12 protein-coding genes and 1 pseudogene are annotated in these 15,326 nt (G+C 66.8%); 4 read left to right on the forward strand and 9 right to left on the reverse strand.

The window, feature by feature from the left end; translation table 11 throughout:
• Positions 1-3: 3 nt before the first annotated feature.
• From lldR to BN1263_RS13605, 4 genes are all read right to left on the reverse strand, one after another.
• On the reverse strand, positions 4-768 hold the full coding sequence (lldR, locus tag BN1263_RS13590; protein WP_005417039.1) for a transcriptional regulator LldR: 765 nt from the start codon (positions 766-768) through the stop codon (positions 4-6).
• A 53-nt stretch (positions 769-821) separates the two neighbouring features.
• On the reverse strand, positions 822-2,480 hold the full coding sequence (gene lldP / locus BN1263_RS13595) for an L-lactate permease (protein ID WP_058981825.1): 1,659 nt from the start codon (positions 2,478-2,480) through the stop codon (positions 822-824).
• Positions 2,481-2,702: 222 nt separating this feature from the next.
• Positions 2,703-3,155, reverse strand: a complete 453-nt coding sequence (locus BN1263_RS13600; protein ID WP_005413774.1) for an MgtC/SapB family protein — start codon at positions 3,153-3,155, stop codon at positions 2,703-2,705.
• A 127-nt stretch (positions 3,156-3,282) separates the two neighbouring features.
• Positions 3,283-4,041, reverse strand: a complete 759-nt coding sequence (locus tag BN1263_RS13605) for an SDR family NAD(P)-dependent oxidoreductase (RefSeq protein WP_058981827.1) — start codon at positions 4,039-4,041, stop codon at positions 3,283-3,285.
• Positions 4,042-4,364: 323 nt separating this feature from the next.
• On the opposite strand from BN1263_RS13605, the gene BN1263_RS13610 reads away from it, so the two are divergent.
• A complete protein-coding gene (locus BN1263_RS13610) occupies positions 4,365-5,318 on the forward strand; it encodes a helix-turn-helix transcriptional regulator (RefSeq protein ID WP_058981829.1) in 954 nt (317 codons plus the stop codon).
• Positions 5,319-5,542: 224 nt separating this feature from the next.
• Here BN1263_RS13610 and BN1263_RS13615 read toward each other — a convergent pair whose 3' ends face one another.
• From BN1263_RS13615 to BN1263_RS13625, 3 genes are all read right to left on the reverse strand, one after another.
• Complete coding sequence (locus tag BN1263_RS13615; protein WP_058981831.1) at positions 5,543-7,453, reverse strand: CocE/NonD family hydrolase; 1,911 nt, start codon at positions 7,451-7,453, stop codon at positions 5,543-5,545.
• A 222-nt stretch (positions 7,454-7,675) separates the two neighbouring features.
• Positions 7,676-8,062 (reverse strand): DUF4440 domain-containing protein, encoded by a 387-nt coding sequence (locus BN1263_RS13620; RefSeq protein ID WP_058981832.1) that lies wholly within the window; start codon positions 8,060-8,062, stop codon positions 7,676-7,678.
• Complete coding sequence (locus tag BN1263_RS13625) at positions 8,062-9,420, reverse strand: MFS transporter (protein WP_058981834.1); 1,359 nt, start codon at positions 9,418-9,420, stop codon at positions 8,062-8,064. The genes BN1263_RS13620 and BN1263_RS13625 overlap by 1 nt, the downstream gene beginning before the upstream one ends.
• Positions 9,421-9,525: 105 nt before the next feature.
• Here BN1263_RS13625 and BN1263_RS13630 point away from each other — a divergent pair, with 105 nt between their 5' ends.
• A complete protein-coding gene (locus BN1263_RS13630; protein WP_058981836.1) occupies positions 9,526-10,431 on the forward strand; it encodes a LysR family transcriptional regulator in 906 nt (301 codons plus the stop codon).
• Between the two features lie 120 nt (positions 10,432-10,551).
• Here the strand turns inward: BN1263_RS13630 and BN1263_RS13635 are convergent, their stop codons facing one another.
• Positions 10,552-13,347: a beta-glucosidase family protein gene (locus BN1263_RS13635; RefSeq protein ID WP_080398825.1), complete on the reverse strand. Its 2,796-nt coding sequence runs from the start codon at positions 13,345-13,347 to the stop codon at positions 10,552-10,554.
• Between the two features lie 337 nt (positions 13,348-13,684).
• Here BN1263_RS13635 and BN1263_RS13640 point away from each other — a divergent pair, with 337 nt between their 5' ends.
• Together BN1263_RS13640 and BN1263_RS13645 are read left to right on the forward strand one after the other, a co-directional pair.
• Entirely contained in the window at positions 13,685-14,119 is a 435-nt protein-coding gene (locus BN1263_RS13640; RefSeq protein WP_058981838.1) for a VOC family protein, read from the forward strand.
• A 291-nt stretch (positions 14,120-14,410) separates the two neighbouring features.
• Entirely contained in the window at positions 14,411-15,115 is a 705-nt protein-coding gene (locus BN1263_RS13645; protein ID WP_058981840.1) for an AraC family transcriptional regulator, read from the forward strand.
• A gap of 9 nt (positions 15,116-15,124) precedes the next feature.
• On the opposite strand, the pseudogene BN1263_RS21015 reads toward BN1263_RS13645, so the two are convergent.
• Positions 15,125-15,326 (reverse strand): annotated as a pseudogene (locus BN1263_RS21015) (sterol desaturase family protein); the annotation flags it as partial.

Consider the following 15,326-nt stretch of genomic DNA (forward strand, 5'->3'; position numbering starts at 1 on the left):
GGGTCAACCGTGTGGGGAAGGCAGGCGCGAGGCCCGCGCACGCCGGGCTTCGTTGTCATCGAGGGTGCGCAGCGTGGTGTGCACGAATTCGAGGTGGGCATGCGCGGCGGCGCGCGCGCGTTCGGGGTCGCCCGCCAGCACCGCGTCCATCATCTCGCGGTGCTGGTCGGACAAAGGCGAGAAGGTCCTCGCCGAGGTGTAGAGCTTTTCGCGGCTCTGCGAGATGTTGGTCTGCAGCAGTTCGAACAGCCCGCGCATCACCTGCAGCAGCACCAGGTTGTGCGAGGCCTCGGCGATGGACAGGTGGAAGGCCGCGTCGGCCTCCGCCTCGCCGGTGGGGTCGTCCTTGCCGTGCGCGTCCATCATGGTCTGGAAGGCCTGTGCGATGCGCGCGCGGTCCTCGTCGGTGGCACGCAGCGCCGCATGCCAGGCGGTGGCACCTTCCAGCGCGTGGCGGATCTCCAGCACGTCGAAGCGGTATTCCGGGTCGCCCTGGAACAGCGGCAGGTACGGCGCCAGCGGTTCATCCAGCGCCTGCCGCGCGCGTGCCGCAGGCTCGGCCACGTAGGTGCCGCCACCGACCCGTGCGGTCAACAGACCCTGGCTGGCAAGCTGCGCGATGGCCTCGCGCAGCGCGGTGCGCGAGACCCCCAGCTGCACCGCCAGGGTGCGCTCGGCCGGCAGCCGGTCGCCCGGCCGCAGCTGTTGTTCCTGCACCAGGCCGCGCAGCTGCGCAGCCACCTTGTCCGAAATACGTTGCGTGCTCATGGCGCCATTGTGGCCCGAAGCGCGCAGCGGGTGGTCGGCCAGCCGCGCATGGCTCAGGGAATCATCCAGGTCAGCCAGTAAGCCTGGGCCAGGGTGATCAGGCCGACCATGGTGGTGAAGATCAGGCTGTGCTTGACCGTGAAGCGGAACAGATCCGATTCCTTGCCGGCCAGGCCGACTGCCGCGCAGGCAATGGCGATCGACTGCGGCGAGATCATCTTGCCGGTGACACCACCGGTGGTGTTGGCCGCTACCAGCAGCACGTCGGACACGCCGATCTGCTGTGCGGTGGTGGCCTGCAGTGCCGAGAACAAGGCATTGGACGAGGTGTCCGAGCCGGTCAGGAACACGCCCAGCCAGCCCAGAAACGGTGAGAAGAATGGGAACGCGTCGCCGGTGTGCGCCAGTGCCAGCGCCAGCGTCGCCGACAGGCCCGAATAGTTGGCGATGAAGGCGAAGGCGAGCACCATGCCGATCGAGTAGATCGGCATGCGCAGCTCACGCACGGTTTCGCCGAAGGTGCGCAGCGCCGAACGGGCCGGCATGCGCAGCGCGATGATCGCGATCACCGCAGCGAGGATGATCGAGGTACCGGTGGCCGAGAACCAGTCGAACTTGTAGACGGCTTCGTAGCTCAACGGTGCATCCACGATCGGCGGCATCTTCTGCACCATCTGGTCCAGGCCCGGCACCGGGATCTTGAGCACCCAGCTTTCCAGCGGGCCATCCGCCGCGAACAGCGACTTGAACGGCTTGATGCTCCACAGCGTGACCATCGCGGTGAGGATCAGGAACGGCGACCACGCCCTGGCGATCTGGCCGACGCTGTGGCGCGGTGCCTCCAGTGCCTGTGCGGCCGCCTCGGCGCTGGTTTCGGTGTCGAAACGGAAGATCCGTACCGGCTTCCAGCGGCGCAGGAACAGGGTCAGGCACACCAGCGACGCCAGCGACGCGGTGATGTCCGGCAGTTCCGGGCCGATGAAGTTGGAGGTCAGGTACTGCGCGATGGCGAACGAGCCACCCGCAACCAGCACCGCCGGCCACGTTTCCCTGATGCCGCGCCAGCCATCCATGATCGCCATGATCCAGAACAGCACGATGATGGTCAGGAACGGCAGCTGGCGGCCGGCCATCTGGCCGATCTCGAATGCATCCAGGCCGGTGACCTGCCCTGCCACGATGATCGGAATGCCCATCGCGCCGAACGCTACCGGCGCAGTGTTGACGATCAGGCACAGGCCGGCGGCATACAGCGGCTTGAAGCCCAGCCCGACCAGCAGCGCTGCGGTGATCGCCACCGGCGCACCGAAGCCGGCCGCGCCTTCCAGAAAGGCACCAAACGCGAAACCGACCATCAGCATCTGCAGGCGCTGGTCTTCAGTCACGGACAGGATCGAGGCGCGGATGATGTCGAACTGCCCGGTCTTGACCGAAACTTTGTAGAGGAACACCGCACCGATGATGATCCACGCGATGGGCCACAGGCCGTAGACGAAACCGAAGCCGGCCGCGCCCAGCGCCTGCGGCACCGGCATGCGGTAGAACAGCAGGGCCACGCCGAGTGCGATGGCCACGGTGATCGTGCCGGCCAGCCAGCCCTTCATGCGCAGCACGGCCAGGGCAACGAAGAAGAACGCGATCGGCAGCAGCGCGATCAGGCTGGACAACCACAGGTTGCCGGCGGGGTCGTACAGGTGTTGCCAGGGCTGCATGAAGATTCTCGACTGGGAACGGAGGAGCCCACCGCAGGCGGTGGGTCGCCGTGGCCATCGATCATTGGTAGTACCATTGATGATTTCGATCAGACCACTTGTAGCAGATTTAACCGCCACTCCGACGGCGAGCCTATTAGACCATAGGGCTAGCCTTCATATTGGTCCGACCATTACGAACTTCATGGTAGTGCCGGCCGCTGGCCGGCAACGCGACCTTCCCTACGAAATCCGCTTCTCCAACCGCCGCATCACCGCCAGCACCAGCACGCACAGCACGCTCACGCCGATGGCGATCACGTACTTGCTGATCCCCACCGCAATCCCGATGGCCGCGGCCATGATCAGCGAGCTGGCCGTGGTCAGGCCGCTGACCTGGTCCTCGCGTGACCCACGCAGGATGGTGCCGGCGGCCACGAAACCAACACAGGCCACCACCGCTTCGATCAGGCGCACCGGATCAACCTGCAGCAGGTCGCGGTAACGCTCCTGCTGGAAATGCTCGGCCACTGAGTCGCCAAGGCCGACGATCAACGCGGCGGCCCCTGCGATCAGCATGTGCGTACGCAGGCCTGCGGCGTGCTTGCCCATCTCGCGCTCGACGCCGAGCACGCCGCCGAACAGCATCGCTGCGGCAACGCGCAGCAGGATCGAGACATCCTGGGTAAGTTCCATGGGAAAGCTCCGGAATTTTTCCCGGAGCGTCGCGCGGCGATCGTGGGACGGCGGTGAAGGCGATGGCACGCCTTCTTCACCGCACGCTTTCATCCACGCATGGCGTGGATCTACTGACCGCATTCGCTCACTGCGCCAGATAGCCACCATCGATTGCATAGTACGCGCCGGTCGCGAACGAGGCATCGTCGCTGGCCAGCCAGGCTACCAACGCGGCCACTTCCTGCGGCGTACCCAGCCGCTTCAACGCGTGCCGCCCTTCCAGCGTGGCGCGCACCTTCGGGTCCATTTTCTCCAGCAGTGGCGTGCCGATGAAGCCCGGGCCCACCGCGTTGACACGGATGTCGTCGCCCGCATGTTCCCACGCTGCGGTCTGGGTCAGCCCGACCACGCCGTGCTTGGCCGCCACGTACGCGGTGGAACCGGCATAGCCCACCTGGCCCAGGATCGAGGCCATGTTGATGATGCTGCCGCCCGTGCCGGCCGCGCGCATGGCCTGGATCTGCGCACGCTGGCACAGGAACACGCTGGTGAGGTTGACATCGATCACGCGCTGCCAGCCATCAATCGGATAATCGCCGCTGCTGGCCGCCGGCCCGCTGATGCCGGCGTTGTTGACCGCCACATGCAGGCCGTCGAGTTCCTTGATGGTGCGCTGCACCGCCGCCTCCACCGCTGCATCGTCGGTGACGTCCAGCGCGATGCCAATCGCCTGTGCACCGGCATCGCGCAACTGCGCCACGGTGGCATCCACCGCATCCTGCTTCAAGTCCCAGACCGAGATCCGCGCGCCGGACGCCGCCAGGGTCTGCGCCACGGCCAGACCAATGCCGGACACACCGCCGGTCACGATCGCGGTCTTGCCTGTGAGTTGGTAGTCAATCATCTGCGTTCTCCGTCGGTGGGGGTATCTAAGTGGCCTGCAACAGCCAACCGCCCCACCCTACGCGCGCGCCCGTGACGGCCAGGCTGACATCGCATCTTCAGGTGATCGTTCCAGCCATAAGACCTCAACTGAAGTTTATGTATGCAATTGCGTACGGATATGCATGCAAAACGCCGGCGTATGTTCGGCGGCATTTTCACTTTGGCCGTAATCGCCAATCGTTTTGACCTTGTTGAGGTCAAAAGCGCGCGAATCGAGGCGACAATGGGAAACACTTCCAGTTTCTTCGACACATTCAATTCAACCTGTGTTTGCGCAGAGCGATGTCCCGATATTTCACTTTTGCTGATTACCGCCACTTCGGCGAACGCCATGGCTACGACTACCGGATCGAAGGGAGTGAACTGCGCGACGACCAATGGGCAGGGCGTGGCGACGTCCACGAGCAGTCACTGCGCGGCGGCCTGGGCCTGATCGCCTCGGACGTGCACAACCGGTTCACCTACACGGCCACCGCTGTGCACGGTGCCGGCCTGACCATCCGCCTGATGCTGCAGGGCGAAGTGGATGTCCAGTTTCCTCGTCGCAAGGGGTTCACGCTGCGCGCCGGCACAGGCATGACCACCAGCCACCATGAACCTGTTTCCATGGCCGGTCTGCATCCTGGTGGCAGCCACCTGCGCGGGGTCAGCTTGAGCGTACCGGCCGATCTGGATGTGGACATGCTGCGCCTGCCGGCACTCCAACGGGTCCTTCATTCCCCTCTGCAGTGCCGCCACTGGGCCATTCCGCATGCCTTGCTGCCGACGCTCGCCCAATTGTTCGACAGTCCCTGGCAGGACGACATCGATGCGCTGTGGCGCGAAGGCGTGGCCCTGCAGGTGTTGGCCGTCGGCCTCCAGGCCGAGGATATGCAGACCGAGCATGTACGCACGCTGCGCGCCGGCCAGCGCGAGCGGCTGGAGCGCGTGCGTGCCTACCTGCATGACGACCCCAGCCATGCCCACAGCCTGATCGAACTGGCCCAGCTGGCCTGCATGAGTCCCAGTTCGCTGCGCCGCCACTTCGCACAGCAGTATGGAAGCTCGGTGTTCGACTATCTGCACGAACAGCGCATGCGCCACGCCGAACAGGGCCTGCGCGAGGACGGCTGGACAGTTGAACAGGCCGCTGCGGCCTGCGGTTACCGCCATCCCAGTAACTTCGCTGCGGCGTTCCGCAAGCGTTTCGGACTGGTGCCCAGCCGCTGGCGCACGGGCCCATCGAAGGTGGACTGAAGGCCCGGGCCCTGGCAGGTGTCGACCTTGGTCGACACGCTCCTGCGCCATCGCGGATGCCGGCCAGCGGCCGGCACTACCACACCCGCCTGGATCCACCTGCCATGGCTCGGCCCTGGTAGGTGTCGACCTTGGTCGACACGCTCTCGCGCCATCGCGGATGCCGGCCAGCGGCCGGCACTTCCACGTGCTGCCGGGCATGGCCCGGCTTCATCATGAGCAGCTCAATACACCGGCAGATCGATGTAGCTCGCCTGTGCCGCGCTATGCCAGACGCGCTGCGTGGCCTTCTGGTAATCGCCCGGCCTGGCCAGGTAAATATTCGGCACGTAAGTCTGCGGGTTGCGGTCATACAGCGGGAACAGGCTGGACTGCACCTGCACCATCACCCGGTGGCCCTTCTGGAACGTGTGGTTGGCGTTGGGCAGATCGAAGCGATACGGCAGCACCTGGTTGGCGGCCAGAGGCTTCGGATCGGTGAAGCTCTCGCGGTAGCGGCCACGGAAGATCGCCAGCGACACCGGCAACTGGTAGCCCCCCATCTCCGGCGTGGACGCTTCCTGGTCCGGATACACGTCGATCAGCTTCACCACCCAGTCGCTGTCGGTGCCACTGGTCGAGGCCTGCAGGTGAACCACCGGCGCGCCGCCGATGCGCAGCGGCGCAGTCAGCGGTTCGGTGATGAAGGTCAACACGTCCGGGCGCCCATCGACGAAGCGCTGGTCCTTGACCAGCCAGGTGGTCCACATGTCGCGGTCGCCGAAGCGGATCGGGCGCGGCACGAACGGCACCGGCTTGGCCGGGTCGGACACGTACTCCTCGAAGTCGCCCCCCCCCGCCGCTGGCGCCTGGAACGCCAGCTTGCCGCCGGCACGCAGATACAGCGGCTTGCTGCTGGCGGAACAGCCCTTGTCGCAGCTGCGCGGCCAACCCTTCAGGCGGTCCCAGTGGTTTTCGCCGGTGTTGTAGATCAGCACCGGTGGCGTATCGGCCTTCGGCGCGCCATCCACCAGGTACTGGTCGAAGAAGGGCTTGAGCACGTCGCGGCGGAACTGCAGCGCGGTATCGCCGTCGAACTTCAGCGCACCCAGTTCGCTGCCGCTGTAGTTCACCTGGCTGTGTCGCCACGGGCCCATCACCAGGTAATTGCGGTTGTTGCCGCTATCGCGTCCTTCCATCGCCTGGTAGGCGTGGTTGGCACCCCACATGTCCTCCTGGTCCCACAGGCCCTGCAGCCACATGGTCGGCACCTTCAGCGGTGTCTTTGCCATCACCGCGTCCAGCGCCTGGCCCTGCCAGAAGCCGTCGTAGGCCGGATGCTCGACCAGCTTCTTCCACCAGGTCAACTGGTCCACGCCGGTGAAACGCGCGTAGTCGCCTGCCGAGCCGATGCGGAGGAAGGTGCTGTAGTCGTCGTAGCCGAGGCTGGGCAGCGGCGTACCCTTGCCGCGCTTCTCGGTCTGCATTGCGAAGTAGTTGAAATTGACCTGCCGGAACGCACCGTAGTTGAGCCAGTCGTCACCCATCCAGCCATCGACCATCGGGCTCTGCGGTGCGGCCACCTTCAGTGCCGGGTGCGGGTCGGTCAGCGCCATCACCACGGTGAAACCCTCGTACGACGAACCGAGCATGCCGACCTTGCCATTGCTCTCCGGCACGTTCTTCACCAGCCAGTCGATGGTGTCCCAGGCGTCGGTGGAATGGTCGACTTTGGTGTTGTTCAATGGCCCGCGCAGCGGCCGGGTCATCACGTAATCGCCCTCGGAGCCATACTTGCCGCGGATATCCTGGAACACGCGGATGTAACCGCCGTCGACAAACACCTCGTCGCCCTGCGGCAGCAGATCGCGCATGCGCGGCGAATCACTGCGGTTGGCACGGCCCGCAGCGTCGTAAGGCGTGCGGGTCAGCAGGATCGGGGAATTGTGGGCGCCCTTGGGCACCACGATCACCGTATACAGCTTGGTGCCATCACGCATCGGCACCATCACCACGCGCTTGTCGTAGTCACGACCGACATCGGGGGCAACGAAGGGCTTGCCGCTGATGTCCGGGGTCATCGGCGGGGTATCGGCGGCCAGCGCGGTGCTGGACAGGCAAAGGGCAATGGCTACAGCGACGGCACGCACACGCATGGACAACCCCTCCCGGCAGGAAAGCCTCAAGCCTACTCCTGCCCCGGGCCGTGAAGTGTGTGCAGGCTTTGCATTCTGCGGTGGATGCGGGCAGGACTGATGGCACATGTGCCTGCGTTGCCGCTGCGCTCGCCGGCGACCGGTAGTGCCGGCCGCTGGCCGGCAACTTCATGATCCTGCGGCGCGTTACGACGGTTGCCGGCCAGCGGCCGGCACCACCGATCAATCTGCCGTTACCTCATGCAGCGCCAGCCAGCACCAGCGCCCCTGTTCTTGCCTCAGTACCGCCAGCGACTCCCGCCATGCGGGCGCGCCACCGTCGATCGAATGACCTTCGCGATAGCGCAGCACCGCCAGCGGTGATATCGCATCCACCGCCTGCACGGCTTCGATGGAAATCTGCAGCCCCGGCCGCGCGCCATGGCCACCCGCGAACAGTGCCTGCACGGCATTCCGGTCCAGCCTGCGACCCGCGATGCCGACCATGCTGAAGTCTGCACAGAAGTGCGCCATCAGATCCTCCAGCGCATCGGCGCCGACATCGGCACGGAACCAAGCCTGCAGCTTGTCGTGCAGGTGGTGGATTTCATGTTCTGCGGTGGTATCCATCAGGCATTCTCGGGTTGCGGAAAGGAAAGCTGTTGCGGCCGGCGCAGCAGGGCCAGGGGCAGCAGGGTAAGTACGGCGGCCAGACCCAGTGCCACGCCGGTGGCATGGGCCGGCAGCCATTGCATGGCCAGTGCCAACACCATCGCGATGGCGGCGGTGCCGAGGCAGAAGCTGAGCTGGCGGTTGAGGTTCCAGAGTGCACTGGCATCGCCCAGCGCCTCACCTTCCACACCCTGGAAGGCCAGCGTCTGCGCGGTACTGCTGCACAGGCTGCCGCCAGCGCCCATCAGCGCGAACAGCAGCCCGGCCAACGCGAAGGCCGGCTGCGGCAGCAGCGCCATCAACAGCAGGCCGCTGGCCTGCAGGAGCATGCCCGCACGCAGTACCGTGGCCGGGCCGAAGCGCGCCAGCAGGCGCTTGCTGGCCGTGATCGCAATGGCCGAGGCCAGCGCCCAGGGTAGCATCAACCCGCCGATGCGTGCCGCGCTGTAACCGGCCTGGTGCAGCTGGAGGGTACTGACCAGCTGGCTGCCGATGAACACACCGGGCACTGCCAGATAGACCAGCATCGCCAGGCGCAGGCCCCGATGGGACAGCAGCGACCAGCGCAGCAGGGGCTGCGTCTGCTGCCGTGCATGCCGCAGGTGGGCCGCCGCCAACAGCATTGCGATCAACAGCAGTACGGCACCGGCGGCCCGATGGCCGGGTTCACCCAGCCAGGTCAACGCCAGCAGCAGCGCGCCCAGCGCCAGCATCGCGGTGGACAGCGCATAAGCCTGCAGGCGCGGCGCACTGCGCGCGCCATCGGCCGGCATCCAGGCCAGCACCAGGCTGATCGCCACCACCGCCAACGGCAGGCTGGCCCAGAGCACGCCGCGCCAGGACAACCACTGCACCAGCAGCCCACCGAGCGCGGGCGCCAGTGCCGGCACCAGCAGCGCCACCAGCAGGATGCGGCGGGTCAGCGCGCCACGCTGGTCGGACGTGCATTGTTGGTACGCTGCCGCCTGTGCCACCGGAATCAGCAGGCCACCGGCCAGCCCCTGCAGCAGGCGCCAGCCCAGCAGCCAGCCGATACCGGGTGCTGCGCCGGCCAGCACAGCGGCAACCGCGAACAACAGCAACGCCACCAGCAGCAGGCGACGCTCACCACAGCGCGCGGCCAACCAGGGTGCCAGCGGAATCACCACGCTCAGGCCCAGCATGTAGGCGGTGCCCACCCAGGCCAGGGTGCTGATATCGGCGTGCAGTTCCGCTGCCAGTGCCGGATAGGCCACCGTGGCGATGAACATGTTGACCAGATCCAGGGCGAACACCAGCAGGAAGATCGCCTCATGGCGCAGGCGGGGGGACGGCATCGGCGGCGCTCCAGCAGGGAAGCGGCCAGCATGCCGTGCGGGCCTTGTTGGAAAAACACGACAGCAACTGCAACACTGTCAAATCCACTTTGACAATGAATTGCCGTGGTCAGCCTCGATCGCTTCGATATCTTCCGCGCCGTGGTCGAGGCCGGCAGCCTGACCGCTGCGGCTGATCGCCTCGGCCTCAGCCGCGCGGTGGTCAGCTTCAACCTGAAGCGGCTGGAGCAGGAGCTGGGCGTGACCCTGCTGTTGCGCAGTACCCGCCACCTGGCCCTGACCGAGGCCGGCGAACAGTTCCTGCAACACTGCGTGCAGGCACTGGATGCCGCACAGGCAGCCATCGATGCCGCGCGCCGCGACCAGCACCAGCTGCAGGGTGTGCTGCGCCTGACCACCACGCCGGAGTACGCCCAGCTACGCTTGATTGCTGCGCTGGAGGCGTTTCGTGCGCGGCACCCGGCCCTGCAGCTGCACCTGTCGACCTCACCGGCACCGGCCGACCTGATTCCCGAGCGGTTCGACCTGGCAATCCGTCTTGGCCGCCTGCCGGATTCGGGCCTGCACGCCAGCGAACTGGAACGCCATCCACTGTGCCCCGTGGCGGCTCCGTCCCTACTGGCACGCCTGCCCTCTGCCGATGCTGCCGACGACCCCGTGCAGCTGGGCACCCTGCCCCGCCTCGGCTACCCGCGCTTGGCCGACCTGCCGGTGATCGCGCCTGATGGCAGCGGCGCCCTGTTTGCCACCAACCCGGGCAACGCGGTGGTACGCGTGGATGGTGCCAGCAGCCTGCGCGCCTTCGCCGTGGCCGGCGCCGGGGTCACCGTGCTGCCACGCTGGCTGATCGAGGACGACCTGGACCAGGACCGGCTGCGCCCGGTGCTGCGCCAGCACCGCTTCCCGCAGCAGAGCGTGTACGCGGTCTACCCGCACAGTTCGCAGCCTTCACCGAAGGTGCGGCAGCTGATCGATTTCCTGCGCGGGTGGTTTGGCACCGCACCTTTGTAGAGCCGAGCCCGTGCTCGGCTGCCCGTCGGTTCGATTGACCGTTCATCAGCCGAGCGTGGGCTCGGCTCTACAGGAACACCACGAACGGACACGGCCCTGTGCGGGCCGTGTCGTCAGGCATCAGCGCAGCACCTGCTCCACCAGCTGCACGTCCACCGTCTGCAGCGGCTCGGCCGCGTTGCGCGACAGCTGCACCTGGTAGGTGCCGCCGTCGATCTTCCACTGGCGCGCCTGTGCATCGTAGTGCGCCAGCGTCTTCGGCTCGGCTTCGATGCGGATGCGGCGCTGTTCGCCCGGCTGCAGGCTCACCTTGTCGTAGCCGATCAGGCGGATCGGCGTGGTGCTGCCGGCCGGCAGCTTCAGGTACAGCTGGGCCACGTCGGCACCGGCGCGCTTGCCGGTGTTGCGGATGTCGACGCTGGCGACCAGGCGCGAGCCTTCCACGCTCACCTTCAGGTTGTCATAGGCGAACGAGGTGTAGGACAGGCCATGACCAAAAGCGAAGGTCGGGGTCAGGCCCTTGGCCGCCATCCACTTGTAGCCGACGTTGGCACCTTCGATATCGAAATCGAACACATCACCGAACGGCTTGGCCGGCTTGAAGCCGAGGCCGTCGATGTGCGGGCGCGGCAGCTGCGATTCGTCCGTCACCCAGGTCACCGGCAGGCGGCCGGACGGATTGACCTGGCCGGTCAGCAGCGCGGCGATGCCTTCGCCACCGCGGATGCCCGGGTACCAAGCCTGCAGCATCGCCGGTACCTGCGCCAGCCACGGCGTGCGCACCGGGCCGTTGGTTTCCAGCACCAGCACCGTCTTCGGGTTGGCCTCGGCCACCGCCGAGATCAGCGCGTCCTGGTTGTCAGGCAGCTGCATGTCCGGCAGGTCCACCGATTCGGCGGCCCACTGGGTGGCGAACACGATGGCCACGTCGGCCTGCGCGGCGGCCTTGGCCGCAGCGGCGACATTGGTCCCGTCCACATACTCGATGGCCGCGTCCGGGCGCGCCGCACGCAGCGATTCCAGCGGCGAGGACGGATGGAAGATCACCGGGCCCGGCCAGGTGGTCGGCATCACGCCCGGCACCGCATTGGTACCCTTGGCGGTCACGCCCACCATCGACGAACCACCGCCGCCGATCACGCCCTTGTCGGCGTGGCCACCGATGATGACGATGCGCTTCACGCTGTCGGCCAGTGGCAGCAGGTTGCCTTCGTTGCGCAGCAGCACGCTGCCCTCTTCCACCGTACGCTGGGCGACGGCGAAACCGGCCTCGGCATCCACCTTCTGGTGCTGCGGCGGGTTGTCGAAGTTGCCATGCAGGAACATCGTGCGCAGGATGCGCGCCACCATGTCGTTCAGGCGCGCCTGCGGCACTACGCCACCGTGCACGGCCAGGCGCAGCGGTTCGTCGAAGAACACTGCCGCGTCGAACACTTCACCGGCCGACTGCTGATCGAGGCCAGCCAGCGCCGCCTTCGAACCACTGTGCACGCCGCCCCAGTCGGACATCACGAAACCGGGGAACTTCCATTCCTGCTTCAGCACCTGGTTCATCAGGTAGCCGTTCTCGCAGCCGTAGGTGCCGTTGATCTTGTTGTACGAGCACATCGCCACGCCCGGGCGACCGGCTTCCAGCGCGATCTCGAAGGCCAGCAGGTCCGACTCGTGCATGGCCTGTTCGCCGATGCGCACGTCGTGGAAGTTGCGGCGGGTCTCCATGTCGTTCAGCGCGAAGTGCTTCATCGAGGAGATCACGTGCTGGCTCTGCACGCCCTGGATCAGCGCGCCAACCATCGAGCCGGCCAGCAGCGGATCTTCACCGGCATATTCGAAGTTGCGGCCGTTGCGCGGGTCGCGCTGCAGGTTGACGCTGCCCGACAGCAGGATGTTGAAGCGCTGCTGCCATGCCTCGCGGCCCATGGTCGCGCCACCGGCGAAGGCGACTTCGCGGTTCCAGGTGGAGGCGGTGGATGGGCCGGACGGCATTGCGGTGGCGAAATCGCCCGGGCGGATGCCGCCCGGATTGGTCACGCCGACACCGGCATCGGCCGACTGCTGCGACGGGATGCCCAGCCGCGGTACGCCCGGCACGAAGCCGGCCGAACCGACCGCACCTTCCGGCAGCGGGCCACCGTCTTTGCCCAGCCCGAAGTAGCTGTGCAGCATCTGGAACTTCTCATCCTCGGTCATCGCCTTCAGCAGCAGCGCAGCGCGCGCATCGGCGTTGAGGGCGGTGTCCATCCATGGCTTTTCGCCGTGCTTGTCGGCGGCATAGGCCAGTGTCAGCAGGGTGGCGCGCAGGGTGCTGCCCTCCATCTTGAACGGTGCGCTGCTGGCGGCCTGGAAGCCATCGCTGAAATAGCTGGCATCGGCTTCCAGCGCCACACGCGCCGGATCGAAGCCTGCGGCCTTGGCCGATTCACCGGCCACTGCGCCGAGCAGCACCGCCGGGGCGCCCAACCGCGAACGGGTGACCAGCGCCGGCAGCTGCGCGGCCCCCGCGCCGGCATCGGTATAGACCGCCACGGTATGGCGGCCATCGTCCAGGCGCAGGTAGTTCAGGCCTGGCTGGTCGGGGCCGGATTCGGCGGCGATCGGCAGCCGGGTCAGCACGGCCTGGCCGCGCTGGGTCTGGCCGTCGTCCTTGCCGGCGGCAACGAAGCGGTATTCATAGCCCAGGCCGTCGGCCAGCACCTGCAGCGGATCGACCTGGCCGATGCCGCGCTGCACCTGGCGCACGCTCACCGCGTCCACCTTCAGGCTCTTCAACTGGGCGGCCAGAGCCGGCATCGCCTCGGCGTTGGGCGCCTGCTCCAGGGTCAGCACAGTGAACGCGGCGGGGTCGGCCCAGGCCGGAGCGGCCAGTGCGGCAGACAGGGCCAGAGACAGTGCAAGCGGTTTTGTAAACGTTTTCATCGGCAGGCGTAATTCCGTTGCCAAGGCAATCGGTCCAGGGAAAGTGCCGCCGAAGGGTGCAGCGTTCATGCCGCGCAGGGGTTGCCGGGCAACGTCCCGCAGGCCGAAGGACGGGCCGGTCTGCGCGCGGGACCCTCCTCCCGGCGTGACAACCTGCCTGCCCGGGCCGCGCAGGGCGACCCAATCCTGTGAAGATTGTGCGAGGGCGTTCACACCTGTCAACAGGACCTAAGTCACAGGGGCAACCCGGCCAATGGTTATCAGGCCATCACTGGCGGTCATCAGCGCGCCGCGCGAGGCTGCTGATAATGGAGATCCTTGGCCACGAATCGAGCCCATGACCGTACATCGCGACTTCGATCATTTCTGGCGCGACCGCTGTGATACCTCCAGCCAGCGCGCGCCGCGCGTGCTGATCCGGGTGTTCGTGGCCCCCGGTGAGCTGGAGCGCAGCGTGGCCTTCTACGAGCAGCTGCAGGGCGTGGTGGCCGATGCGGGGTTCCCGTTTCCGGAGGCCGGGCTGCGCCTGGCCATGGTCGGTGCGTTCCTGTTGATCGAAGGCAGCGAGGCGGCGCTGGCGCCGTTCACTTCGACCACGGGGACACTGCTGGTCGATGACGTTCGGCCCTATCACGACAAACTGGTCGCGGCTGGCGCCGAGATCATCTTCCCGTTGCAGGTGGTACCGACCGGGGCGGCGTTCAACGCGGTGCATCCCGATGGAACCGTGGTCGAGTACGTGCATCACCGGCCCGATCCGCACGGGCGCTGAGGGTGCGCACGGCCGGGCTGCGCCCGGCACCCGCGGTAGTGCCGGCCGCTGGCCGGCAACCTCAAAAGCAAAGGCGGCTATCCGTGGGGTGGCGGGATGGGTCCGGCTGCGGGGGACGCCGTGAATCCGTCCATGGAGGCTCGGTCGCGCCATCCATGGCGCTCACGCCCCCGCAACCGGACCCACCCCGCCTTCGACAGTCTCTCGCGACCTGCAGTAGATCCACGCCATGCGTGGGTGCTCTTCGTTTCATTGTCGAATTACTCGATTCCGATGGAGATTCATCCACGCATGGCGTGGATCTACAATCCCGTCATGTCTTCCCCCGCCCTGCCCTGGAACGGCACGTTGCTGCTGGATGCGCACGCCGCCGTACTGCACGGTCATGCCGGTGACAGCGCTTCGCATGCGCACTACGCCCATCAACTGCTGTTGAGCGACGGTACGCCTTGGCACATCGAGATCGATGGCGTGCAGCAGCAGGGCCAACGGCTATGGCTGCCTTCGTTCCAGCCGCACGCGATCCTGTCAGCGCCGGAAGCGGGCTGTACGGTGTTCCTTGAGCCGGCGCATGCCGATCCCGAACAGATCCAGCGGCACCTGCATGCGCTGCCGGGTAACGCGCTGGCGCTGCACGACTGGCTGCCACGGCTGAGCCGCCCGCAACCGCTGGACCGCCGCGTGCAGGCGGCACTGGCCCGTATCGCCCAGCACCTGCCTGGCCCGGTGCCGGCTGCCGACATCGCCGAAGCGGCGCACCTATCGACCAGCCAGCTGCACCGGCGCTTCCAGTCCGAGCTGGCAGTGACCTTGCGCGGCTGGGTGCTGTGGCAACGGCTACGCACTGCGCTCACGCATCATCTGAGCGGTCACAACCTGACCGACAGTGCGCATGCCGCTGGATTCGCCGATCTGGCCCATCTCTCGCGCAGCCTGCGCCGCATGTTCGGCATCGGTGCCGCGCAGCTGCAGGGCCTGCAGCTGCACGCGGCCTGACATGTTCAATCATTCGCGCCTGCGCAGGCCTTCCGGCAACTCCGGCACCTCGCCATGCGGCAGTTCGCGGAACGGCGCCCAGCAGCCTGCCCCGGATAATCGCGCGGATAGTCCGGTTGGCTGCCGATGCCGAGGTCGGCGTTGCTGCAGCCGATAGCCGGTGCATCGAAAGCGGTCCCAACAGGTGGTCCCATGCGGTCAGGAACAGGCC

Origin of the sequence: Stenotrophomonas thermophila (assembly GCF_001499715.1) — a bacterium.
GTDB lineage: Bacteria > Pseudomonadota > Gammaproteobacteria > Xanthomonadales > Xanthomonadaceae > Stenotrophomonas > Stenotrophomonas hibiscicola.